Annotated in this window: 17 protein-coding genes and 1 pseudogene; 17 read left to right on the forward strand and 1 reads right to left on the reverse strand. The window is 53.5% G+C overall.

Annotated features, from left to right (window positions below; all coding sequences use genetic code 11):
- Positions 1-99 precede the first annotated feature (99 nt).
- The 10 genes and pseudogenes from QMO62_RS01640 to QMO62_RS01680 all read left to right on the forward strand — a co-directional run bounded on the left by QMO62_RS01640 (position 100) and on the right by QMO62_RS01680 (position 11,924).
- Positions 100-1,293, forward strand: coding sequence for a glucuronate isomerase (locus QMO62_RS01640; RefSeq protein ID WP_284638227.1), 1,194 nt, complete (start codon positions 100-102; stop codon positions 1,291-1,293).
- A 112-nt stretch (positions 1,294-1,405) separates the two neighbouring features.
- A complete protein-coding gene (locus QMO62_RS01645; protein WP_284638229.1) occupies positions 1,406-2,365 on the forward strand; it encodes an ABC transporter permease in 960 nt (319 codons plus the stop codon).
- Between the two features lie 68 nt (positions 2,366-2,433).
- A complete protein-coding gene (locus QMO62_RS01650) occupies positions 2,434-3,252 on the forward strand; it encodes a carbohydrate ABC transporter permease (protein ID WP_372516698.1) in 819 nt (272 codons plus the stop codon).
- A gap of 23 nt (positions 3,253-3,275) precedes the next feature.
- Positions 3,276-4,835 (forward strand): type 2 periplasmic-binding domain-containing protein, encoded by a 1,560-nt coding sequence (locus tag QMO62_RS01655; RefSeq protein WP_284638230.1) that lies wholly within the window; start codon positions 3,276-3,278, stop codon positions 4,833-4,835.
- A 75-nt stretch (positions 4,836-4,910) separates the two neighbouring features.
- Positions 4,911-5,939: a glycoside hydrolase family protein gene (locus QMO62_RS01660; RefSeq protein WP_284638232.1), complete on the forward strand. Its 1,029-nt coding sequence runs from the start codon at positions 4,911-4,913 to the stop codon at positions 5,937-5,939.
- A 16-nt stretch (positions 5,940-5,955) separates the two neighbouring features.
- Positions 5,956-6,924, forward strand: coding sequence for a Gfo/Idh/MocA family protein (locus QMO62_RS01665; RefSeq protein ID WP_284638234.1), 969 nt, complete (start codon positions 5,956-5,958; stop codon positions 6,922-6,924).
- 37 nt (positions 6,925-6,961) lie between these two features.
- Positions 6,962-9,097 carry a TIM-barrel domain-containing protein gene (locus QMO62_RS01670; RefSeq protein WP_284638236.1) on the forward strand — a complete coding sequence of 712 codons (2,136 nt, stop codon included), beginning with the start codon at positions 6,962-6,964 and terminating at the stop codon, positions 9,095-9,097.
- Between the two features lie 15 nt (positions 9,098-9,112).
- Positions 9,113-9,259: pseudogene (locus tag QMO62_RS33525) on the forward strand (sensor histidine kinase); the annotation flags it as partial.
- Positions 9,256-9,615, forward strand: a complete 360-nt coding sequence (locus QMO62_RS01675; RefSeq protein ID WP_284638237.1) for a cupin domain-containing protein — start codon at positions 9,256-9,258, stop codon at positions 9,613-9,615. The pseudogene QMO62_RS33525 and the gene QMO62_RS01675, both read left to right, overlap by 4 nt.
- Before the next feature lie 17 nt (positions 9,616-9,632).
- A complete protein-coding gene (locus tag QMO62_RS01680) occupies positions 9,633-11,924 on the forward strand; it encodes a glycoside hydrolase family 95 protein (protein ID WP_284638239.1) in 2,292 nt (763 codons plus the stop codon).
- Positions 11,925-12,012: 88 nt separating this feature from the next.
- Here QMO62_RS01680 and QMO62_RS01685 read toward each other — a convergent pair whose 3' ends face one another.
- The gene (locus tag QMO62_RS01685) at positions 12,013-12,954 is read right to left on the reverse strand and encodes an aldo/keto reductase family protein (protein WP_284638241.1); all 942 of its coding nucleotides are present in this window, start codon (positions 12,952-12,954) and stop codon (positions 12,013-12,015) included.
- Positions 12,955-13,302: 348 nt separating this feature from the next.
- Between QMO62_RS01685 and QMO62_RS01690 the strand changes: the two genes are divergently transcribed.
- From QMO62_RS01690 to QMO62_RS01720, 7 genes are all read left to right on the forward strand, one after another.
- Positions 13,303-14,322, forward strand: coding sequence for a response regulator transcription factor (locus tag QMO62_RS01690; RefSeq protein WP_284638243.1), 1,020 nt, complete (start codon positions 13,303-13,305; stop codon positions 14,320-14,322).
- 118 nt (positions 14,323-14,440) lie between these two features.
- A complete protein-coding gene (locus QMO62_RS01695) occupies positions 14,441-16,696 on the forward strand; it encodes a polysaccharide lyase 6 family protein (protein ID WP_284638245.1) in 2,256 nt (751 codons plus the stop codon).
- 55 nt (positions 16,697-16,751) lie between these two features.
- On the forward strand, positions 16,752-18,344 hold the full coding sequence (locus QMO62_RS01700; protein ID WP_284638248.1) for an endo-alpha-N-acetylgalactosaminidase family protein: 1,593 nt from the start codon (positions 16,752-16,754) through the stop codon (positions 18,342-18,344).
- Positions 18,345-18,376: 32 nt separating this feature from the next.
- Positions 18,377-20,314: a glycoside hydrolase family 97 protein gene (locus tag QMO62_RS01705; protein WP_284638250.1), complete on the forward strand. Its 1,938-nt coding sequence runs from the start codon at positions 18,377-18,379 to the stop codon at positions 20,312-20,314.
- A 38-nt stretch (positions 20,315-20,352) separates the two neighbouring features.
- A complete protein-coding gene (locus tag QMO62_RS01710) occupies positions 20,353-21,675 on the forward strand; it encodes an ABC transporter substrate-binding protein (RefSeq protein ID WP_284638252.1) in 1,323 nt (440 codons plus the stop codon).
- A 24-nt stretch (positions 21,676-21,699) separates the two neighbouring features.
- Positions 21,700-23,034: an ABC transporter substrate-binding protein gene (locus tag QMO62_RS01715; RefSeq protein ID WP_284638253.1), complete on the forward strand. Its 1,335-nt coding sequence runs from the start codon at positions 21,700-21,702 to the stop codon at positions 23,032-23,034.
- A gap of 139 nt (positions 23,035-23,173) precedes the next feature.
- Positions 23,174-24,961 (forward strand): sensor histidine kinase, encoded by a 1,788-nt coding sequence (locus QMO62_RS01720; protein WP_284638255.1) that lies wholly within the window; start codon positions 23,174-23,176, stop codon positions 24,959-24,961.

Consider the following 24,961-nt stretch of genomic DNA (forward strand, 5'->3'; position numbering starts at 1 on the left):
CGAAAAAAAACACAACTCTGTTGTAACTAAATCCATACCTTCCGGCCGGCAATCGGTCTTAAATAATAGACAGAGAGACAAGGAGAGGATGGAGACAGAGTGAAGCTGCAGGAGAGATGGATGGAAGCCATACAGCAGATGGAGGTGCTCGATACCCATACCCATTTGGTAGGGGAACGGCTCGCCGCGCGTAATTTTTGGGAGATTGCCCATTACTTTTGGTTTAAGCAGGAGCTGCAATCGGGAGGGTATCCCCTGAATGCTGAAGAGCTGCCGGAGGAGGAGAGAATCGCTGCATTTCTCTCTGCTTACCATAAGACGAGAAATACCAATATGAACTGGGTGTTTACCCATATCTTTAAGCACTTATATGACCTGGATATCACCGATGCGAGTTCCATTCGCCGAGCGGACAAGGCGGTGCGGGAGAGCGGCGCAAAGGCAGGCTGGGCGCAAGCTGTAGCCGATCGGTTGAACATCAAGCGTTTTGTTACGAATATCCCGGAGCACGCGGCGTTTCAGGGAATGCGGGAGGATGCCATCGTCATACCCCGCATTGACGGCAAAATTCATGAGTGGTCAAAAATCGTTCATCAATCGGCCGAGCCTGCCCAAGCCTTTGGGGAAATCAAACAAAGCATAGAAGGTCTGCTGACCTCTTACAAAGCTAAAGGATACCCCGGCATCATGACGACGCTTCCGCGTTATGAGGCTTCCGCTAATGAGACGTACCGTCTGGAGGACGGGCTAAGCTTCGATCAGATGATGATGCTGATCCTGGACTTTGTATGCGGGACTGCGGAACGTGAGGGGCTGCTCGTCCAATTGTTTCTGGGAGTGGAGCGTTCCTGGTGCGGCACCGCCGTCCCTGCGAACGACCCGGCACGGATTCTTAAGCTGACCGCACTCTTCGAACGATACAGCAAGTGCACCTTCGAGCTGGTGGTCGCCTCCGAGCTGAACAACATGGATGTGGTTCAAGCGGCCTGGAACTTCTCCAATGTGCATGTAGGAGGTATGTGGTGGTTTAATTTCCGCTCCAGCACGTACCGCCAAAGCATGCAATACCGGCTTGAGGCGATTAGTCCGATAAAGAGCTCGCTGGTTGTCTCCGATGCCCGCTGCATCGAGTGGAGCTTCGGCAAGATTCTGCTCATTAAGCGGCTTGCCGCCGAATTTCTTGCCGAGCAGACAGCCCGAGGCTGGCTTGACGAAAAGACGGCGCTGCTCACCGCAAGGGAATGGCTTTATTCCAGTGCCGCCGCAAGATACGGCCTTCGACAGGATTCGTAAAAAAACACACGTCATAGCGAAGAAACAACATGGATGAAACGGAAATTGCTTTGTATGATGAACATGAGCTTAAAGAGACAACAAACAAACGATGAAGTGGAGGGGGAGTAACGTGGCTGCTAAGATCAAGGCCGCTGACCGACAGCTGCAGTACACATTTACGACACAGCGGGAGAAATGGACCTTTATGCGCAAGCATTGGGGGCTGTATGTGATCTCGATTCCGGGAATTTTCTTCTTCCTGATTTTCAAATATGTACCGCTGCTGGGGTCTGTCATCGCATTTCAAAATTACAATATTTTTCGGGGGATTACGGGAAGTCCGTTTATCGGTCTGGACAATTTTAAGCGAATGTTCGCTTATCCGGAGTTTCTCATGATTCTGAAGAACACCTTGCTTATAGGCATATATGATCTGGCATTCGCTTTCCCTGTACCGATCCTGCTGGCGATTCTGCTCAATGAGCTGCGTCAGGTCCTTTATAAACGGATCGTCCAAACCATTGTTTATTTGCCCCATTTCTTATCCTGGGTTATTGTCGGAGGGATTCTCGTGGGAGTCTTATCGCCGACAACCGGGTTTGTCAATACCGTCATCTCGTCCTTAGGCTTCGAGCCTATCTATTTTTTGGGGGATAACGACTATATCCGAAGCATACTCATCGGGTCGGGGATATGGAAGGACAGCGGCTGGGGAACGATCATTTATTTGGCGGCCATTGCCGGCATTAACCCGGATCTCTACGAGGCTGCACAGATCGATGGCGCCGGGAGACTGAAACAAACCTTTTCCATTACGATTCCATGCATTCTGCCGACAATTATGATCTTATTCCTGCTGCAGATCGGCAATTTCCTCGATTTCGGCTTTGAACGGGTTTTCGTCTTCCTCAATCCGCTGAACAGCGAAAATGGGGAAATCATAGACACCTACGTATACCGGGCGGGATTGGTGGATCGGCAATACAGCTACACGACGGCCATCGGTCTGTTTAAATCGGTTGTAGGTTTACTGCTCATCGTGATTGGCAACACCCTCAGCCGCAGAGCCACAGGGGAAAGTCTTTATTAGAAAAGGGGTGAACAATCGTGATTATCAGCAAAGCGCAAAAAACATTCAATGCTGCCAACGTCATCTTCATGGCTCTGCTCGGTTTAACGATGGTTATGCCGATCATTCACGTCATCGCTCAATCGCTTAGCAGCAACGCGGCCATCAATACGGGACGGGTCGCCTTCTGGCCGGTGGAATTCACCTTGGACAACTACCAGCTGATTCTGAAGGATATGTCGATTTGGATCGCGTTCCGCAACAGCGTCATTATCACCGTATTCGGTACGTTGATCAACCTGACGGCTACCGCGTCACTGGCTTATCCTTTATCCAGACCCGAATACCTGGGCCGAACCAAGGTGCTGATCCTGGTGCTGGTAACCTTAATATTCAGCGCACCGCTCATTCCCAATTACCTGCTGATTAAACAGCTCGGCTTGCTGGATACCCTATGGGCGCTCATGCTGCCTTCGGCGATCAGTGCCTTTAACCTGTTCGTCATGCGATCCTTCTTCATGAACCTGCCGAATGAGCTGATTGATTCAGGCAAAATGGACGGCTGCGGCGATTTCCGCACCATCTGGTACATCGTGCTGCCGCTGTCCAAGCCCGCTATGGCTACGATGGGGATTATCTACGCCGTTTCTAACTGGAATACGTATTCAGCGGCCGTTTATTATATCAATAATCGTGCGCTCATTCCTCTTCAGGTTCGGCTTCGCGAGATTGTGTTTACCGATATGCTGGGCAGCTCCGATCCTACCGCAGAGATGATGCTTACTGTCTCTCCGGAAGGAATCAAGATGGCGGTTATCGTGGTTGCCACGCTGCCGATTATGCTGGTTTATCCGTTCCTGCAAAAGCATTTCATTCAAGGGATGCTTGTAGGCTCGATAAAATCGTAATCATGTAGAAAGAAGGGGTATCCATGAAAAAGAAGAAAGCGGTTCATGTATCTTTAGCTGCCGTGTTAGCAGCGGGAGCCCTAGCCGGCTGTGGAGGCGGCGAGCAAGCAGCGACGTCCAAAGAGCCGCCAGCTGCCCAGAAAGCAAAGTTCTCGATCTCCTATCCGACTACGGTTAACACAGGCTATCACGCTCGCATTCCTGATCTGAACAAGGACAAATGGGTTCTGAAGCTTGAAAAGCTTACGAACACCGATCTTGATGTCAGGGTCATGGAGGAAACGAAGATGAGCGTGATGTTCGCCGGCGGCGACCTCCCGGACGTCGTGGGCAACATCGGAACGCCAACGAATAAAGCGATGTCCGGCTCCGTCGAGGCTGGCATGTTCTTGCCGCTGGACGACCTGCTGAAGCAGCATGCACCGAACCTGATGAAGGTGGTGCCTAAGGCTGCGTGGGAAGCGGTATCGTACAAGGGCAAAATTTATGGGATCCCGGAATACTTGGCGAACCCGTCGAGACGGGCTACCTTTATCCGCACCGACTTGCTGAAGCAAACGGGGCTGACGGCGCCGAAGACGGTGGATGAGTTTTTGAATGTGCTGCGCGCCTTCAAAAAGCTCGGTGTTGAGAATCCGTATCAAATGCGTGAGAACTTCAAATACGCGGACGTCATTCTTGGAGCGTTCGACGTGCTTCCCTACAAGGATCAGTTCGAATTGAAGGATGGGCAGGTGGTTCCGAAGTTCTTCGATGCCGACAATATGATGAAGGCGCTTCAGGTGTACAAAACCATGTACGATGAAGGGTTGATTCCGAAGGATTTCGCAACGATTACTTCCACGGATTATACCAAGAACATTAACGGCGGCAAGGCCGGCAGCTGGTCCTCTAATGCTACCGGGCTCGTAGGCTTCCGCGTGAACAACAAGCAGGTGGTGCCGGACTCCCAAGTCGACATTATCGCTTCACCGAAAGGTCCTGAAGGAACAGGCGGGTACTTCTACTATACTCCGGTTATCCGATCCTTCTATATTAATGCCAAGGTAAAGCCGGAGACGGCTGTCGGCATTATTAAATTTTTCGATTGGATGGTCACACCGGAAGCGGAGAAGTTCTTTACATTTGGGATTGAAGGCGACACGTACACGACGGAGAATGGAGCCATCAAGTATAAATTTCCGCAAACGAAGGAAGAGACGGAGGAGGAGGGCTTCCGCAGCGGCACGCTTTGGGCAGCGCATGATGCGACCTATAACAAAATGCGTCTGGAGCTGGATCAGAACGGCAAGGACACATTGAAGGCCTTCGATGAGGTTCTCGCCAAGGAAGGCTTGGGGGGGATCGGCTTTTATCCGGATCTCACCGCTTTCACGAAATTCCCGGATCTTGCCGCGCCGCAGCAGGACGTAGGACCGAAGCTGATCATCGATCACATGATCAAGATGATCTACGGCAAAGAGCCGATCTCCGACTGGCCTAAGGTTATCGAAGAATACAAGTCGAAGGGCGGTAATGAAATCATTAAGGAAGCTACCGAGCGATATAATAAAAAAGAAGGCGTAATGATTCTTTCTAAGTAACGGATAACTTCAAGGTTGAGCTTGTCCTCCCCCGGTAAGGGGGAGGATTTAGCCATATTAAGGAGGAATGAACTCATGGCAAGAAGTTTAGCGGACCGGCTGCTGCCTGCCCCGAGAAACGGCGGGTTTCGTATGGAAGGATATTGGGTCTGGTGCGGATCTGTCGTTCAAGGAGAGGACGGACGCTTCCACATGTTTGCTTCCCGCTGGCCGAAGCGGCTGCCGATGCATCCCGGCTGGCTGGTGGCGTCGGAGATTGTCCGCGCCGTGTCCGATACGCCGGAAGGACCGTACGAGTTCCAGGAGGTCGTTCTTCCCGCTAGGGGAGCGGAGTACTGGGACGGTCGCAGCACCCATAACCCGCACATCAAAAAGATCGGCGACAGCTATGTGCTGTATTATATGGGCTCAACCCATCCTTTCGCTGATGTACAGCCGGGTGAGGACTACGGGTTGGAGGATCCCCGCTGTATAGCTGCGAGAGCAAACAAGCGGGTCGGCGTGGCCACCTCGCAAAGTGTGTTCGGCCCTTGGGAACGAAAGGACACACCGATTCTCCCTACACGTCCGGGAAGGTTCGACAGCTTTCTGACCTCGAACCCTGCGCCTTGCGTTCATGAAGACGGGTCCATCCTCCTGATCTATAAGGCTCGTAGGTATGAAGGACATACCCATGGTCAGATGACCATCGGGGCGGCAAGCGCCGAGAGCTTTCAGGGTCCCTACCGGGTGCTGACGGACGAGCCGGTGTTTCCTCCAGACCGCTTTCATATAGAGGACCCGTACGTATGGAAGACGGAGGACGGGTATGAATTGATTGCCAAGGACATGGAGGGAACACTGTGCGGGGAGAAGCATTCCGGAATTCACGCCTATTCGGCTGACGGGAAGAGCTGGAGCTTATTTGAGCAGCCGAAGGCATACTCGCGCCGGGTGACCTGGGACGATGGCGAGGTGCAGCTGATGGGCAATTTGGAGAGGCCGTTCCTGCTGTTCCAAAACGGCAAGCCCACCCATTTGTTCGCTGCAACGGCTGACGGCTCGGGCGGCTTTAGAAACGCTTCGAATACATGGAATATGGTAATCCCCATCGCACCTGAATAAAGAGAGGAGCTGCTTTATGAAAGCAATACTAGTCGGACTCGGCTCGGCAGGCTTCAGCTGGTATAAGCGGTTGAAGGCGCAGGGGCTGCTTGCTGCCGTAGTGGAAACGAATTCATCCATGAAGACGAAGCTGGAGAACGATCCTTATCCCTTCTACACCTCGCTTGAGGAAGCGCTGAATAACGAAGAAGCCGATTTTCTTGTGAATGTTACATCCCCCATGGCGCATACGGCCATCAATCATGCGGCCTTCGACCGGAGGCTGCCGGTGCTTTGCGAGAAGCCGATATCCTTCGACTACGAGGAGTCGGTGGAGGTCGTAAAGCGGGCATTACGAGAAGGAATTCCGTTCATGATCGCGGAGAATTACCGGCGATTTCCATACATACGCAGGCTGAAGCAGCTGATTGACGAAGGAGCGATCGGGCGAATAGCTTCGATTGATATCCGGTTTCACCGCTATCATCAGGTACAGCGTAATTACACGGTCAGCCTGCTGGATGATATCGGCGTCCATCACTTCGATATGATCCGTTATTTGACCGGGGCGGAAGGGGTTCGGGTTGCCGCTCAGCTGTATAACCCGCTGAACGGCTGGGAGGAGCCGGGCTCCGTACTCGGCACGGAGGCCTGGATAGACCTTGAAGGCGGCATTCGCGCGACCTACTCCGGTACGATTGCTTCCCGCAGCAAGCAAACACCGTGGTGCGGACAGCTGAGGATCGAGGGGACCGACGGTGCTTTGGAGCTGACCGACCAAGTCATCTATCTGCATCGCGAGGGTCAAACGGAGGTTTATAGCGATCACAGCGCAGTTCAAGTTAGCGATACGTTGGCTGAATTTCTTGCCTCGCTTCGGGAGCGGCGGGAGTGCGAATCCAGCGGTAGAGATTACTTACTAACGCAGGCTCTGGTACATTATGCCAAGCTGTCGAGCGAGAAGTCGCAGCGGGTCGATGTGATTTTACCCTGTGTAACCGAGTGAATGAATCGGAATCCATATAGAGGATGGGATGAGCTAAATGAAAGGCTTGACTTGGCAAAAAACGACGACAGGAGTATGGCACTCTAAAGCGGGAGAGCCCTCCTCCTTATCTCCGCTCGCTTGGATGAAACAGGAGCCGAAGCAAGAAGCCCTTCAGCGGCTAGGTGAAGCGGAGCTTCCTTTTGACTTGGAGGAGGTGCGCTTGGACCGTGTCGGGAAGATGCTGTTGCTTTCTTTTCCTTTAACGGAGACCGAAGCCATTTACGGCACTGGGCTGCAGTTTATGCGGATGAATCAGCGGGGAAGAACCAAATACCTCCGGGTGAACAGCGACCCTAAGCAGGATACGGGAGAAACTCATGCACCGGTACCGTTCTTTGTTACGGATCGGGGCTACGGCGTGCTGATCGACACCTCACGGATCGTGACGGTCCATTGCGGCTCAACCGTACACATAGAGGATAACCGTCGCGAAGCTGTTCTTGACCGGAATACGGATAAAGGCTGGAAGGCCACGCCGTTATCAAGCCGAATTGAGGTGCGGCTGCCGGATGAAGGGGCGAACATCTATGTGTTCAGCGGCCCGTCGGTGGCGAGTGTAGTGAGCCGGTACAATTTGTTCTGCGGCGGAGGCACCTTGCCGCCCAAGTGGGGGCTCGGCTTCTGGCACCGGGTGCCGAAGCTTTACAGCGACAAGGAGGCTGTGGCGGAAGCGCAGGAATTCCGTGAACGCGGCATTCCTTGCGATGTGATCGGCTTGGAGCCGGGCTGGCACAGCCGAAGCTACCCCGTCACGTATGAATGGGCTCGGGAGCGGTTCGCCGATCCTGCCGGATTCGTTCGTGAGCTGGCGGAGCAAGGGTTTCAGGTCAACCTTTGGGAGCATCCCTATGTATCTCCAGATGCGGAAATCTACGAGCCCTTGAAGCCGCTTTCCGGAAGCCACGCCGTCTGGGGAGGGTTAGCGCCGGATTACACGCTGGAGGATGCCCAGGCGTTGTATGTGAATCAGCATGAAGAGGAGCATGTCCGTATTGGCGTGTCCGGCTACAAGCTCGATGAATGCGACGGGAGCGAGCTCACGAACAATTCGTGGATGTTCCCGGCTCACGCGAGCTTCCCTTCCGGCACTGACGGAGAGCAGATGCGGCAGATGTACGGGCTGCTGTTCCAGAAAATGACAACGGATCTGTACCGGAAGCATAACCGCAGAACCTACGGTTTGGTTCGCGCCTCGAACGCCGCCGCCTCCACGCTGCCCTATGTGCTTTATTCGGATTTATACGACCATAAGCAGTTCGTTCGCGCGATGTGCAACGCGTCGTTCAGCGGGATCCTGTGGACGCCGGAGGTGCGTAAAGCCGGCAGCAGCGAGGAATGGGTGCGCCGGATGCAGGCGGTTTGCTTCTCCCCCATGGCGATGCTGAACGCTTGGGGGGACGGCACGAAGCCGTGGTCCTTCCCGGAGGTGGAGCCGATTATCAGGCATTATATCGAGCTTCGCATGAGGCTGCTTCCTTACTTGTACACGGCATTCGCCCGGTACCGTTTCGAGGGACTGCCGCCGTTCCGGGCGATGCCGATGGCCTTCGATAATGCGACAGAGTACCGTGCCGCAGCTGCGCTGAAGAGCTTGGGAGAAGGCGAGGTGTTGAATACGACCGATGCGGCATACGGAAAGCAGAAGGTCAGGGAATGGGACGATCAATTTCTAATGGGAGACGATCTGCTGGTAGCTCCTGTATTCGCAGGGGAGCACGAGCGGGATGTGCTTCTGCCTCCTGGCGTATGGTATGGCTTTGAAACGGGCGAGCGGTTCGAGGGAGGACGCATTGTCCATGTGCAAGCCCCGCTGGAACGGATTCCGATCTTTGTCCGTGAAGGAGCCGTCATCCCGACAATGCCGGTTAGGCCCCGCGCGCCGAAGGCAGGGGAGCAGACGCCGCTGGAATGGCTCCATTTCGGCACCGTGCCTGGACGCGGTATGCTGTATGACGATGACGGGGTGTCGTTTGATTATGAACGGGGGAACAGCGTTTGGCAGCGAGCGGAGGTCCGTGCCGGCGCGGATGGAGCCCTCGAGTGTGTGATCGAAGAGGAAACCGCCGGAGCGAACACGGCATCGTCCTATAGCTCCACAACCTGGAAGCTAGGATTAACGAAGCTCGGCTAACGTTCACCGCGTTGCCTGAACGTACACCGCCGGATTCAGATGGTGTATGGGGAAGAGTACGGATTACAAGTGGAGAGTGTGCTGGAAGAGGGAACGAGATTCACGATGGTGATGCCGTCGATTCCTACGTCCGCACCCAAACGTGGAGGAGAGTTGGAATGATCATTCGCAATTACTTAAACGCGGAATACAAGTTCGGAAGCAGTCATAAAGGCAATGGCGAGGTCAAAAGCGTGAGGCTGTACGACAACCAGGATTTTGATACGGCCTTGAGATTTTTCTATTACACGGAAATTCCTCCGCAAGCCTCCATCGGTTATCACACACACGGTCAGGATGAGGAAGTTTATGTGATTATGGAGGGGCGCGGCCGGATGACGGTCAATGGGGAAGTGCGCGAGGTAGGCCCGGGGGATGTGCTGCTGAATAAGCCGGGCTGGAGTCATGGTCTTGAAAATCATACGGATGCGCCTCTGCGCTTACTTGTCTTTGAGGCGGCGCTCCCGGCAGTCGAATGAGAAAGGGGGACCTTACAGTGAGTCGAAAGAGGCTATGGTACCGCAAGCCTGCAGCGAAGTGGGTGGAAGCGCTGCCTGTGGGCAACGGACGCTTGGGCGGCATGGTTTTCGGGCAAGTGCAGGACGATAAAATTCAGCTGAACGAAGATACGGTCTGGTATGGAGGACCGAAGGCGAATGCGGTGAACCCCGACGGTCTTGCGAATCTGCCGGAAATTCGGAGGCTGTTATTTGATGGCAAGGTGGAAAAGGCTGCGGCGCTCGCTCGCATGTCGATGTTTTCTACTCCGAAGTATTACAATCCTTATCAGCCGCTGGGGGAGCTAAAGCTGTTTTTTACCGGCCAAACCGGCACAGTGGAGGGTTATGAGCGGGAATTGGATTTGTCGACGGGCATAGTCAGCATTCGCTACCGCATTGGGGATACCACGTACAGGAGAGAAGTGTTCAGCAGCTATCCCGATCAGGTGCTTGTGGTTCGTCTCACCTGTGAAGGCTCCGGAAGGCTGAGCTTCGGGGCGAATCTCAACCGTCGGCCTTATGAAGGGGAGAGCCGGCGGGTGAGTGATGCTGCCGTAGCCATGCGGGGAGATTGCGGCAAGGACGGGGTCGAATACGCTTGCGTATTGAAGGGAGCGGCAGACGGCCAGCTTCGTGTGCTAGGCGATTTCATTTCCGTGGAGGGAGCCTCCGAGGTTACGCTTCTGCTTGCCGCAGCAACGACCTTCCGGGAGAAGGATCCCGAAGCCGCCAGCCTGAAGGCAGTTACATCTGCTTCGGGGATTAGCTATGAGGAGCTGAGGCGGAGGCACATTGACGACTACTCTTCGCTCTACGGCAGGGTCAATTTGAAGCTTGGAGGGGCGGACCAAGAGGTGTCAGCGGCAGAGCTGCCGACAGATGAGAGGCTGGAGCTTTGCAGATCGGGTGATCCCGATGCGGGGCTGATGGAGCTGTTTTTTCAATACGGAAGATATTTGATGATCGCCGGCTCGCGTCCGGGCAGCCTGCCGACCACGCTGCAGGGGATTTGGAACGATAGCTTCACCCCGCCGTGGGAATCGAAATACACCATCAATATCAACACGCAGATGAATTATTGGCCGGCGGAGGTATGCGGCCTGCAGGAATGCCATGAGCCGTTATTCGAGCTGGTTGAGCGAATGAGAGCGGATGGGCGGAACACAGCACGTCAGCTGTACGGCTGCCATGGCTTCGTGGCGCATCATAACACGAACCTGTGGGCGGAAACCCGGCCGGAGGGTATTTTCCCTTCCTGCGTCATTTGGCCGATGGGAGCAGCTTGGCTTAGCTTGCACCTTTGGGAGCATTATGCCTACAGCGGGGATCTGACTTTCCTGCGTGAGCGGGCTTACCCTGTGTTGAAGGAAGCTGCCGAGTTTTTCGTGGATTATCTAGTGGAAACGCCGGATGGCCGCCTTGTCACGGGACCGTCCGTTTCACCGGAAAATGTATTCATCCTGCCTAACGGCGAGAAGGGCGCGCTCTGCATGGGACCTTCTATGGATACGCAGATCCTGCGTGAGCTGTTCGGCGCCTGTATCGACAGCAGTATGATACTTGGTGAGGACAACGAATTCTCCGAACGCCTGTCCTCGCTCCTGCAGCGTTTGCCCAAGCCGCAGATCGGAAGCAGGGGACAGCTGCTGGAATGGCTGGAGGAATACGAGGAGGCGGACGCCGGGCATCGTCATATCTCCCACTTGTTCGCCCTGCATCCGGGAACCCAAATCGATAAGCAGCGTACACCCGAGCTTGCTAAGGCAGCAGAGGAAACGCTCCGTCACCGGCTGGCGAATGGAGGAGGGCACACCGGTTGGAGCAGCGCCTGGATCGTAAACATGTTTGCCCGTTTGGGCGAGGGGGAGGACGCTCATCAGCACTTGGTGAACATGCTTCGCAAGTCGACCTACCCGAATCTCTTCGACGCCCATCCGCCGTTCCAGATTGACGGTAATTTCGGCGCGGCGGCCGGTATGGCGGAGATGCTGCTCCAGAGCCATGCCGGAGAGCTGTTCCTGCTGCCTGCGCTGCCCGCCGAATGGCCGGAAGGAGAGGTCACCGGACTACGCGCGCGAGGTGGCTACAGGGTGACGCTGCGCTGGTCGGACGGGGCGCTGCAGGAGGGCGCCATCGAGTCGCTGAAGCAGGGAGTGTGCCGCGTCCGTACTGCGACGCCGGTCGCGATCTGGTCGGGCGACGCCGAGGTGGCGCGCAGCCGTGCCGGTGAGGAAATCGTCGAGTTTACCGCCGAGCCTGGCCGGACCTACCGGATTGTTGCCGTGTAGTCACTCGAAAATGAAAAAAAAGCGGATGACGACAGGCAAGGCGCCTGTGTCATCCGCTTTTTAGTAAGGAGAAGCAGCCGTGATTTCTCTACGCTTTCAAGATCTGCTCGATCCGCTCCAGGATTTCTTGCGAAAGCTTCACACCGGAGGCGGAGCAATTCTCCACAACCTGCTCCGGGCGGCTTGCTCCCACTAGCGCGCTTGCCACATTGCTCTGGCGCAAAATCCAGGCAATCGCCAGCTGCGACATGCGAAGTCCCAGCCCATCCGCAATCTCCGCCAGCTGTTCCACCTTAGCCAAGGTTTCCTCATTCAGCCGCTTTTCATCCCAGCCCTTGCTTGCTGCGCGGCTGTTCTCCGGAACCGCCTGACCGCGGCGATATTTTCCCGTCAGGATGCCCTGGGCCAGCGGAGAAAATACGACCTGACCGAAGCCCTTGGCTTGGCCGAGCGGAATGATCTCCTTCTCTATGTAACGGTTAAACATATGATAAACCGGCTGATTCACGATCAATTTGTCCAGCAGCAGCTTGTCGGCGATCGCGAAGGCTTCCGTTATCTGAGCGGGGGTCCATTCGCTCACTCCGATATAAAGCACCTTGCCTTGGCTTACCAGATCATCCAGAGCCCGCAATGTCTCCTCCAGAGGGGTTTCCGGGTCGTAGCGGTGACAATAGTAGATGTCGATATACTCGGCGTTTAACCGCTTCAGGCTGGCATGGCACTGCTCCATAATGTGCTTACGGGATAGTCCGCGATCGTTCGGACCCTCGCCCATTTTGTTAAACACCTTGGTTGCCAGGACGTACGACTCCCGCGGATACGCGTTCAGCACCTTGCCCATGACCTTCTCCGCTTCGCCCCGTTCATACATATTGGCGGTATCGAAGAAATTGACCCCCAGATCATATGCCTGCTCTATCGACTTCACAGCGTTCGCATTCTCCACATAGCCTCCGTACGTAAGCCAACTGCCCAGACTGATTTCACTAACCTTTAAACCGCTGTTCCCGAGCTTGCGATAATTCATTTTGCTTTCCCTCCTGCTTGTGATATAACGATCCCATTCTATCATACTTCAGCTTGGCCCTTCCCGAGTACTGGCTGAATTACGGTGGCTATGTTTTTTTTATGATCGTGAGGAGGCCCATCTGACCGGGTATTTCGGGGGCCGCAAGCCGTGGCGTTTATACGGACTGCCCATTTCATAAGTCACCGCCGCCGGTTCCCTGAGGAACCGGTGTTTTTTTCCTTAACGTAAAACAATTGCTACGATTTTTAAAATATTGCCTTATTGTTGTCCGGCATTCCGCTGATGAATAATAAAAGTAGGAATTCCATGATCAGGAACCACGAGGAAACTGGAGGGTGGAACGGCATGCATTTATTAATCGTCGACGACAATCCCGTGATGCTGCAGACATTCCGCAGCATGGCACAGGCCTTCACGCCGGCTTTTTCCAAGATCAGCACGGCACGAAGCAGCATGGAGGCTTGGGCTAGCATTCGTTCGAAGGAACCGGATATGGTGATAACCGAAATTCATATGCCTGACATGAACGGACTGCGTTTGTGCCAAGCTGTCCATGAGCAATATCCCCATATCCCGATTGCGGTCATTTCGGAAAGCGGCAAGTTCGAGGACGCTCGGCAGTGTATGAATTCAGGGGTCAAGCATTATTTGGTGAAGCCGGTCACCGACGAAGATATGCATGAGGTGCTTCGCAGGCTGGTGAAGCATGCAGCCCAAGGTTACCTGTCCTTCAATCGCTGTCTGGAATGGATGGATTCCATTGAGCGATGCGTCTGGACTCTGCAGCTGGAGGAGCTGGAGGAGCAGCTGAAGAAAGGAAGAGCCTTCTGCCGATCCGCCGGTCTGACCCTTTCTCAAGTGAAGGAGCTGCTCGGCGATTGCGCATCCTTACTTCAGAAGCGGTTTCAGGCAAGAAGCTTCCCGGCGGAATTTACCCGAGGGGAGCATCCGGTCTCTACGATTTCGGAAGCTTTGGATTGCTTCGAGAAACAAATCCGGCAAATTGCGGATGAGCTGCTGATCGCCCGCAACGGGAATTATAAAGACCCGATGGAGGAAGCCAAGACCTACATCGAACGCAGGCTTTCCCAGGATATTACCCTGGATCATGTAGCGGCGATGGTCGGCTTGACGTCCACTTATTTCAGTTCCCTTTTCAAACAAAAGACCAACGAATCCTTCGTGCAATATCGCACCAATCGGAGAATGAAGAAGGCGAAGGAGCTGCTATGCCTGCCGCACTTTCGCATTGCAGATGTAGCTGCCGAAGTAGGCTACGACGATTATCAGCACTTTACCAAAACCTTCAAGAAGATCGTGGGGTTTACTCCGTCCGAATTCCGGGGACAGCTGGGGATCAAATAAGAAATCGTAAAAAATCCAAGGCCGACCGAAAATAAATACACCCGCTCCTATGCTATAGTGATAACCGAGTACCTTGTATATTTTCGAAGAAGCAGAAGGGATAAGGAGTGATCACAGGTTGAACAGGAAAAAGTTTCTTGCCGTCATTCAGCTGCTGTGCATGGCAATGGTAGCTCTTCCGAATGCAGGTTATGCCGCTGATGGCGCTGCCGCCAGCTCCGTTACCGCTAGTACCGTGGTGAACGTATCCACTACGGCAGAGCTTGTAAGCGCAATCAATTCCGCTTCAGCCGGGACCACGATTGTTCTTGCGGACGGTACCTACACCCATACCGGTAGCTTCCCCATTACGGATAAGCACGGGACGGCAACGAACCCCATCACGATCCGCGCGGCTAACCAAGGGCAGGTCATCATGGCCGGACGGGCAGGGTTCAATATCAGCAATTCCTCTTACATTGTCATTCAAGGAATGAAATTTACAGTAACGGCCACTGCGGTTAATATGAACAGCTCCCACCATATTCGTGTAACCCGGAATACGTTTGCCCTTGGAGCGGGGAACAATATCAAATGGGTCCAGTTCAGCGGCAACAACAGTCATCATAACCGGATCGATCACAACGAATTCGGGCCTCGGGTCGATTTGGGGCAGATGATTGCTTTTCAGAGCTCGGTCATGTCCCAATATGATGTGATTGAGTATAACTATTTCCATGATGCGGCTCATCAAACGGTGAACGGGGGCGAGACGATTCGCGTAGGGCTGTCCGGCTCCTCCATGACGAACGGCTATACGACGATCCAGTACAACTTGTTTGAAAATTTGGACAGCGACCCCGAAATTATTTCGGTAAAGAGCGGGCAGAACACGGTGCGTTACAATACGTTTATTAACAATAGAGGACAGGTTACGGCCAGACACGGTCACGGCAACAGCTATTACGGCAACTACTTTTTCCGCACGGTAGATAAGCCTAGCGTTGGCGGACTACGGATTTACGGCAATGATCATAAGATCTACAATAACTATTTCGAGAATATTGATAGCACCATTCACATCGACGGTGCCAACTACGACGCAGGTCCGGACGGAAGCAATTATGATTCCAGCGTATTGACCAAGCACTGGCGCGTCTATCGGGCCCAGGTGTTCCATAATACCATCGTGAACAGCTCCTCCGGTATTGTTGTAGGCAAGAGCTATACCTATGGTCCGGTGGACAGCGTTGTAGCGAACAATCTTGTGGTCGGCTCCGGCGGACCGCTGTACAACGAGGTGAAGGGCGACAATATTCGGTATGAAGGCAACATCGGTTTCGGAGGAACCCTGAGCAATCTGCCCAGATCCTCCTCGGAGATTAGGGAAGCGGATCCTTTGCTCCAGCCTGTGAACGGACTCTATAGGCTGTCTGCAGACAGCCCGGCTATCGATACGGCTGCGGGAGATTATCCGGTAATTGATGATATGGATGGTCAGCTACGCGGCAGAGCTGACGTAGGGGCTGACGAGCTCGGGACCGGCCTTGTACTCAGGAAGCCGTTAACCCCGGCGGAGGTAGGACCGAACGCTCAGATGGCTATGACCTCCCGGGCGGTAGGAACACATGCGGGGAACGGTTGGTATTCCTCCGATGTGAGCGTGCAGCTGGGTGCGGTGAATGCTGCAGAGGGAGCAGGTCAAATTGAATTTCGATTAGGCTCGCAGACAAGCTGGCAGCCGCTGCCCGCAGAAGCAATCCGTTTCACTGAGGAAGGGGAGCATGTCCTTCGTTACCGATACACCGGCGAAGGGACCCCGGAGCGGGAGCAGGAGCTGGGAATCCGCATCGACAAGACCGCACCCGCCTACCGGCTGCTTGCTAACGGGCAACCCATGGCAGACGGGGCTGTATACCCGGACACGTCAACGCTAGCCTTGAAGCTTCTGGGGGAGGACTCGTTATCCGGAGTGGCAAGACAATCTCTTACGGTGAGCGGGGCTGTTTACGAGAGGGAAGCGAGCGTACCGCTGGCAGGGAAACTGGGCGAACAAGCGGTGCATGTCTTGATCGAAGATGCAGCCGGTAATGTCACGAAAGCAGTCCATTGGTATAAGGTAACACCGACGCTTGAAACGCTGCTGTCTGTCGTAGAGAGCTACATCGCGTCAGGCGAGGTGTCGGGACCGCTTGTGATGCAAACGGTAAACCGATTGAAGCAGGCAAGCCACCATTTGGATAAAGATGCGGAAGCGAAGCAGCAAGCGATTCATTTTCTCGGGAAGCTGATTCAAGCCGCTCAACAACCGCCTCAGGAGGCCATGATTTCATCACCGGCCCGAGAGAGCATTACTGCTTACAGCCGGGCTTTAATCGAACAGCTTTCCTCCTAGCAGGCATCGAACGAAGCCGATTCGTCAAATCGTAATCGTAGGGGGCATTATGCGAATGGATGAAATGAAAGAACGGCCTCGCCTTCAAGCAATCCAGCTGCGGGCGCCGAAGACCACGCTCCGTCTGGATGAGCCGGTATTCCTGTGGTTAAGTGGCAGGATGAGCGACGGCAGTGAAGCCAATTTCTTGGGCACCCGCATAGCTTATACATGCAGCGACCCGGAAGTATTGAGCACGGTAACTAGGATGGGGGCGGGAGCCTTCATCCGTGCCGGCACAAGAACCGATGGAGAGGCGAGTGTGACGGTAACCGTCACTGCGCAGGACGGAGAGATATTCACCGCGAGTATCCTCTTTACCGTCATTCCTGAGCCCGCAAGACCCTTTATCCATCCATACCATCAGACTTTAACAATGAAAATAACCTCTTGCACTCCCGATGGTACGGTATACAGCTCCTTTGAACAAAGCCTCGATGTCATCAGAAAGCTAGACCATCTGACACGCGGAATACCCAAAATCATTTATTTGACCGGTTGGCAGTACGACGGACATGATACCGGATATCCCGCTTGGGATATCGTCAACCCGAAGCTTAAGCGACCGCAGGACAAAACGGCGCTGGAGAGCTTGCAATGGCTGATGGAGGAGGCGTTCGCCTACAACACCACGGTGAGCCTGCACATCAACATGCTGGATATCAACCCGTCAAGCCCCATGTGGGACGTTTATGTTGAGCAGGATCTGCTGGCAAGAAACGCAGACGGAAGCTTGAAAACGTATTTGTGGGGACATCCGATCTCCTATACCAGAGAATGGAATGCCGGCTTCACGCAAATCCGGATCGATCAGCTGCTGGAGATGCTTCCTCTGCAAAAGGCGGGGACCATACACATTGATGCGTTTCATCAGTTGATTCCCCGCCTGGAGCACGAGACCATAAGTCCTTACCACGGAATCAGCCTGCTTGAGGAGGCGGAAACCCAAAAGAAAATGTTCCGCTACTGGCGGGATAAGGGAGTGGATGTCACCTCCGAATTCGATCATAAGTACCGGATTGATCCGTTCCTCGGGCTGCAGCCGCTGGCCTGGCATTTCGGACAGCTGGATCCGATGAGGGTCCCGGCGGCACTTTGCGTCGGAGGCGAAGGAGGCGACCCCCGCTTCGGTGTTTCCATGCTGGGACAGAAAATTATCAAGTCCGATCCGGGTAATCTGGATGGATTTATGGATGAGTTTTGCCGCAAAACCTTATGCTGGTATTACTTGAACCGGCTGGGCCGACGGAGCGATCTGGACGGAGTCGTTACGTTCACTGACGGCGTTACGAGCTATGAGGAGAACGGAAAGCATATCATCCGTCAGGGAGAAATCCTGATTAGAGAAGGAAACGATCTGTTCGTCCCCGTGTTATGGAATGAACACAAATATAAGGAGATCCTTGCATACAGCAGGGAAGGCTATGTCAACCGGGTCTGGAAGCTGCCGGAGCCGTGGCGATCGATCGATGCCGCGGATCTGTATTCGGTAAGCGTTCAGGGTGTGGAGCTGTTGGAGCAAAATAAGCTCATTCACGGGGGTACGATCTCCCTTTCCCTTGCCAAAGGTCAGGCTGTTTGTCTGGTGCCCTCGGGAACTGTAATTTGAATACGCTTTCTTACATTGGAGGAGGTAGCTCTATGGAAACCAAAACGAAAGCTTCGGCGGATCCGGGTGCGGAGGAGGAGCAGATGCCCGCAAGGCGCTCCCGGCGGGTCATTCCCATGCAGGAGGTGCAAGTAACAAGCCCGGATGGGCAATTGTCCTTTATCGTCGGCCCGAATCCGGAACGGCTGACCTTCAAGGTCACCATGGACGGCAGGATCGTCACGGAGCCGTCCGCCTTTCATATGGTGTTGGACGGCTACCACTTATCCTCCGGCGTTATCTTTGATCGAATGGAACGTTATACAGTCGATGAAGCCTATCCTTGGCACGGTGCACACGAAGCAGCAGTCCATCGCTGCAACGGTCTCCGGTTGAGCCTTACGCATGACCTAAGCATGATTGCTTATGTCCTGGACATACGGGTGTTTAATGACGGCTTCGCCTACCGGCATATCATCGAAGCCGAGCCGGAGGAAGCTCATGTGCCGGATGAGGGTTCGCAATTCATCCTGCCTGCCGGTACCGTCTGCTGGTATCATGACCTCGACGGGCATTATGAAGCGGAGTATGCCGAGCAAGAGATATCGAATATCCAGTCCGGTCAGTGGGGAGCACCGCCTCTAACCTTCCGGCTGCCGGGAAATGCCGGCTACGGGTCGATTACAGAGGCCAACCTGGTCAATTACAGCGGAATGGCCCTGGAGAACGACGGGCGCCGGGGATGGACCGTCGCTCTTGCCCACCGTCACCCGATCAACTATCCTTTCGAGCTCCGCTACGGGCGGGAAGAGGCCAAACGCTTGGCTTCCCCTGCTGCCGTGTACGGTACGGTTACCACTCCATGGAGGGTGATGATGCTTGCCCGGGATTTGAATGGCTTAGTCAATTGCGATATCGTGCATAACCTGAGTCCTGCAGCGGACCCCAAGCTGTTCCCTGAGCAGGTGAAGACGTCATGGGTGGAGCCGGGGCTTGCCGTATGGGATTATGTGGACCGCAAGTATGAACCCAGAGAAGGGATCGGCACCTACGAGCTGATGAAGAAATTTTCTCACATGGGACACCAGCTTGGTGCCAAGTATCACATCCTGGAAGGCTTTGCCTATCAATGGCCGGATGAACAGATAAGGGAGTTCGTTGAGTATTCCAAGGACTTGGGTATCCGTGTCATGTTCTGGCGCCACAGCAAGGACCTGCGAACCGCTGAAAGCAGAGAGTCGTTCTTCTCGCGCCTTCACCGACTGGGCGTAGCCGGAGCCAAGATCGACTTCTTCGATCATGAAGCCAAGGAAAACATCGATCTTTATGAAGAGCTGCTTCGGATGGCGGCAGAGCGCCAGCTGGTGCTGAACTTCCACGGATCGAATAAGCCGACCGGCAGGACGAGGACATGGCCTAATGCAATGATCTATGAAGGTATTCGCGGAATGGAGTCAAGCGGGTTAAAGAAGCGGGCCCGTCATGAGACGATTCTGCCGTTCACCCGGTACCTTGCAGGTCCTGCCGATTACACCACCATGATCTTCACGGAACGGCGCAGAGACTCAACCTGGGCGCACCAAATCGCTTGTCTTGCCACCTTCCACAGCCCTATGCTGACGATAGCCGCACATCCGCAGAGCGTGCTGGACAATCCTGCCCTGGCCGTCATTCGGAATATCAAGCCGGTATGGGACGAGACGATCGTGCTGCCCGAATCGAGCATGGGAGAGCTAACCTTGTTTGCACGCCGAAGCGGCGGCATGTGGATCCTGGCTGTCATGAGCGCAGGACCGGCCAGAGCCGTTCAGGTGCCGTTATCCTTCTTAGCGGAGGGAACCTACCAAGCGACACTCGTTCGGGACGACTTGGAGAACGACGGTGCGGTTGTGCTGGAAGAGCGCATGGCCGAGCGTAGCCAAACGCTTGCTATCGAGCTTCATAGCGGCGGCGGCTTCGTCGGAATGTTCATCCAACAGGCAAATGTCTGAGAGCCATAAGCAAGCTAATTACTCAAGGGGGAATATATATGAAAAAGCAAACGGTTTCCGCTTTACTAGTGAGCTTTACCTTAGCTTTGACGGGCTGCAATGCAGCTACCCAGGCACCGGTCGAAAGCACCGCCTCCGAAGGGATTCCGAAGCTGGGCAACGACCCGGTCACCGTGAAAATTTTTGCGAGCACAGGCATGTTCTCGGACGAGGAGTTTGCCCGTTATCTTGCTGAGCCGGTAAAGAAGAAGTACCCTCAGATTAGTGTAGAACGAATCAATTCGGGCGGGCAGAAAATTCAGGATCTCATCACGGCGGGCGAAATCCCGGATATTTATGCAAGCTATCCCGGTCCGATGGGCAACGCGCTGGCCGAATACAAAATGCTGTATAATATCGAGCCCTTAATTAAGAAGTATCGGTTCGATACAGGGCGGTTTTCCGATGAAGCCTTGCAAACGCTGAAAATAGCGGGGGGTCAAGATTTTCTGCCGGGTCTGCCTGCGTATACGAATACGTTTGCGCTCTTTTATAACAAGGACATCTTCGATAAATTCGGTGTGCCTTATCCGAAGGACGGGATGTTCTGGGACGAGGTCGCGGAGCTCGCCAAGAAGTTCAACCGTATGGAGAACGGTGCGATGTACCGGGGCGTGTTCCCGGACGGCATCGGCCGGATTCAGCAGCAGCTGTCGATACCTTTCGCGGATTTTACCGCCAATAAATCGCTTGTGAACACCGAGCAGTGGCGTGAAGCGTTCCAAATTTGGGGCTCCTTGTTTAAAATGCCGGGTCTAACCGAAGGGGATTTCAAGGTACCCAATGCCGGGAAGAACCAGACCGCCTTCGCCGGAGGAACGCTCGCCATGATTGCCAGTCACAGCAATTTGCTTAACACGCTAAAGAAAACGGAAGGCGTCAACTGGGATATGGTGACCTACCCGCAGCACAGGAAGGCCCCCGGGATCGGTCAGCGGATGGATTCCCCGATTCTGTCCATCACAGAGCAGAGCAAGGTGAAGGATGCGGCTTTCCTCGTTCTGGACACCTTGCTGTCCGATGAGGTTCAGACCGAAATGATGCGCGGCGGCCGCATGACCGTGTTGAAGGATGAGAAGCTGAAGGGCGAGTTCGCCAAAGGACTAAAGGAGTTCGAGGGCAAAAACCTCAGTGTCATGACCAAGCTGAAATTCGCGGTGATGACGCCGTTCCGTTATTTGCCGGATGGGGATGTAGACAAAATTCTTGCCAAAGCCTTTAACGCTTATATCGTTGACGAGAAGGATCTGAATACGGCGCTGAGGGAAGCGGACGAAGAGATGAACAAATTAATCCAAGATAAGCTCAGTCAGAAAAAATAATGGGTGAGGGAGCTTGGTGGTCCTATGAACTGGAGAAAAATTGGAATCGTTAGTCTATGCACTGCGTTTCTGCTCGCCGGATGTACCGGTGGAGACGCGGGCGCCCCGCAGGCAACCCAGGACAACAAGGAAGCGGTTAAAATCAGCACGGAGCCGGTAACCGTAAAGTTTGCAACCAGCAGAGGCATTTTCACCGATGTCGAGTTCAAGAAGTACGTACAGGATCCACTGGCGAAAAAATATCCCCATATTACGGCTGAGTACATCAATACTTCGGAGAAAGGCTTTGGCATTACGGAGCTGGTAGCCGCCGGCAGCATTCCCGATATTATCGTAGGATATGGAGGCACCCTGAAGCAGCTGAAGGAGCTGCGGCTGCTGTCCAACATGGATCCGCTGATCAAGAAGCATAACCTAGACCTGAACCGGATCATACCGGAAACGCTTAGCTACATTAAAGTTAATGCAGATACGGACTACCTCGGAGGATTGCCTATATTTAATAACACGTTCGCCTTGTTTTATAACAAAGCGCTCTTCGATAAATTCGGCGTTCCTTATCCTAAAGACGGAATGACCTGGGAGGAAGCGGGAGATCTCGGCAGGCAAATGACGCGGGTCTACGATGGGGTTCAGTACCGCGGATTTTACCCGGATAACGTCAATCGGATGATCAACCAGATCGTGCTCTACCAGCTGGACAAAAACAATAATCACAAATCCACCTTGACCACGGAGCCTTGGAAGGAAGCCTTTGAGCTGTGGAACCGGATCTATAACTATCCGGGGAATGCGGATGCTCCCTACGACACGATGAATTTTGCTCCGAATCAGGAAGCGTTCCTGAAAGGGGAGCTCGCCATGATTGCAGGCTTCAGCTCTACCCTGTTGGCCTTGCGTCAAGCCAAGGAAATGAGCTGGGATGTGGTCACCTACCCGCAGCATAAGAAAAATATGGGCTACAGCACGAATGTGGATACGCCGAATATGTCCATTACCGAGCAAAGCAAGGTGAAGGATGCCGCCTTCCAAGTCATTGAAACCATATTGTCCGATGAGGTCCAGCTGGAGCTTGCGAGGAACGCCAAAATGTCCATTCTCAGCAGTGAGGTTGTGAAACAGGAATACGGGAAAGGAATCCCGGAATTTGCCGGAAAGTCGCTAAACCTCACCAGTATGGTGAAGCTGAAGCCTTCGGTACCGAGCATCTCCAAATATCAGGGCAGCGACACCAACAAAATTGTACTAGACGCGTATGACCTGGTGCTGAAGAAAGAAAAGGATATCAATACGGCACTCCGAGAGGCGGATGAGCAGTTGACGAAGCTCGTGGAGTTCAAAAAGCAGAACGGTCAATAGGAAGCAGTTTCAGATGGGGCAGCCGAATCAGCGGCTGCCCCATTTGTCCTTTTATTTTTTCGTTTGATCTTATGGATGATTCTAGTAAAATAATAAGGTGTTATTTATTAGTCAAGTGACAACGGAGAGGCGGTGTCTCGTGCCGGTCAAAAAACTGGTAGCCAAGTGGAAATCCTCGCTCAAATGGAAGCTGGTTTCGATTTTTGTGGCTATCGTACTAAGCAATTTGCTGGTGATTGCTTATTTGGTCAACGAACAGGTTACGAATGCGATTGAACACGATGACATTCAATTCAGCCGTCTTGTGCTCAAGCAGGCGAATCTGAACCTGGTCCGGTATCTGCAGGACTACGACCATTTTATGATAACGCTTGGAACGAGCCAAGAGCTGCAGGCTTGGACAAGCTTAAGCGGTGAGAAGGCGGCGGCATCGATCGTACCGTACTCTGTTATTCAGAGGGAATACATTCGCCCTTTCGCCAGCTCGCATCCCGAGCTCGTTTCCATCTTTTTTTATAATAAGAACGGAAATGAAGTTCCCTACTCCCCTAAATACGGAATTCGTTATGGCTATTCGCTTCGTGCGGAGAGCTGGATTGACCAGGTTCCGCCGGTCGGGAATATGACCTTTATCGTCGAGCAAAGCAAGACCTATGTGGATACGGACCTGAAACCGCTCTCTTTTCCTGTAATTTCGATTATTAAGCGTTTCGGTTATAACGGCTCAACCTATGTGAAGATGGATATTTTGCCTACGCTTCTCCAGAGCATTCTCAATGAAATCAACCTGGGGGAGAATGGTGTCGGCCTGATCGTTGACGCTAAAGGTAAAATCATCGCCCATCCGCAAACCGACCGGTTTCAGACGCAGCTGGACAGCACCATGATGGATCGGATGACCGACTCCGACAAAGGGGCCTTCGTGCTGGACAACCCCAAGGAAATCGTGATCTTTGAGGCCATTGCCGGTACGAATTGGAAATCGGTCATTATCCTTCCATATCGTGAGATTGTAGGCAGCATCTATAAGATACGAAATGCCATGCTGATAACAACGGGCATTTGTCTCGTGCTGTCGGCGTTCCTGATCGTTCTTGTTTCTTCCTCCGTTACCCGGAGATTGACTACTATCCGACAGCGCATGAAGCAAACGGGCCAAGGCCAGATGGATGTTCCCGTTGCCGTAGAAGGGCAGGATGAAATTTCGAGTGTAGCGCAGTCGTATAACCTCATGCTGGAGGATTTGCAGCTGCATATTAAACGGCTCGCAGAATCGAAGCTGGTGGAGCAGCAATCGGTGCTGTTCTCGCTGCAATCCCAAATCGACGCTCATTTTCTGTATAATACTCTTGAAATCATTAACTCCATGGCCTCCAAAATCAAGCATAAGGAAATCGAGCAAATTACCGTTTCTTTGGCACATATGTTTCGCTATACGGCCAGCTATAAAGTAACGGAGGTCACCCTTCGGGATGAGCTTCAGCACTTGAGACGGTATTTGGGAATCATTCAAATTCGCTTCGGAGAGCTATTCACCTATGACCTGGAGGTAGATGAAGCGTGCCTGGATGTCAAATGCCTGAAGGTCATTCTCCAGCCGATTGCGGAAAATGCCGTGAAGCATGGCTTCGAGAAGACAGGAACGCCGATTCACTTAACCATTCGGATTAGGTTGGATAGCAGGAAGGAACAGGTAATGGTAACGTTCGCCGATAACGGAAAGGGCTTTGAGCCGGAGAAGCTGACAGAGCTTCAGGGGCAATTGCGCAGCTCGAATCTGCAGTATTCCGAGTTCAAAAGGATCGGTTTGCTGAATATCCAGTATCGGTTGATTACGAGGTATCATGAGACTGCTGCCGGAATTGACATTTTCAATCGGGAAGAGGGCGGAGCCGTCGTTTCTCTCACGTTTCCACTGAATACATGA

The sequence above is a fragment of the Paenibacillus silviterrae genome (genome assembly GCF_030167925.1).
GTDB lineage: Bacteria > Bacillota > Bacilli > Paenibacillales > NBRC-103111 > Paenibacillus_G > Paenibacillus_G silviterrae.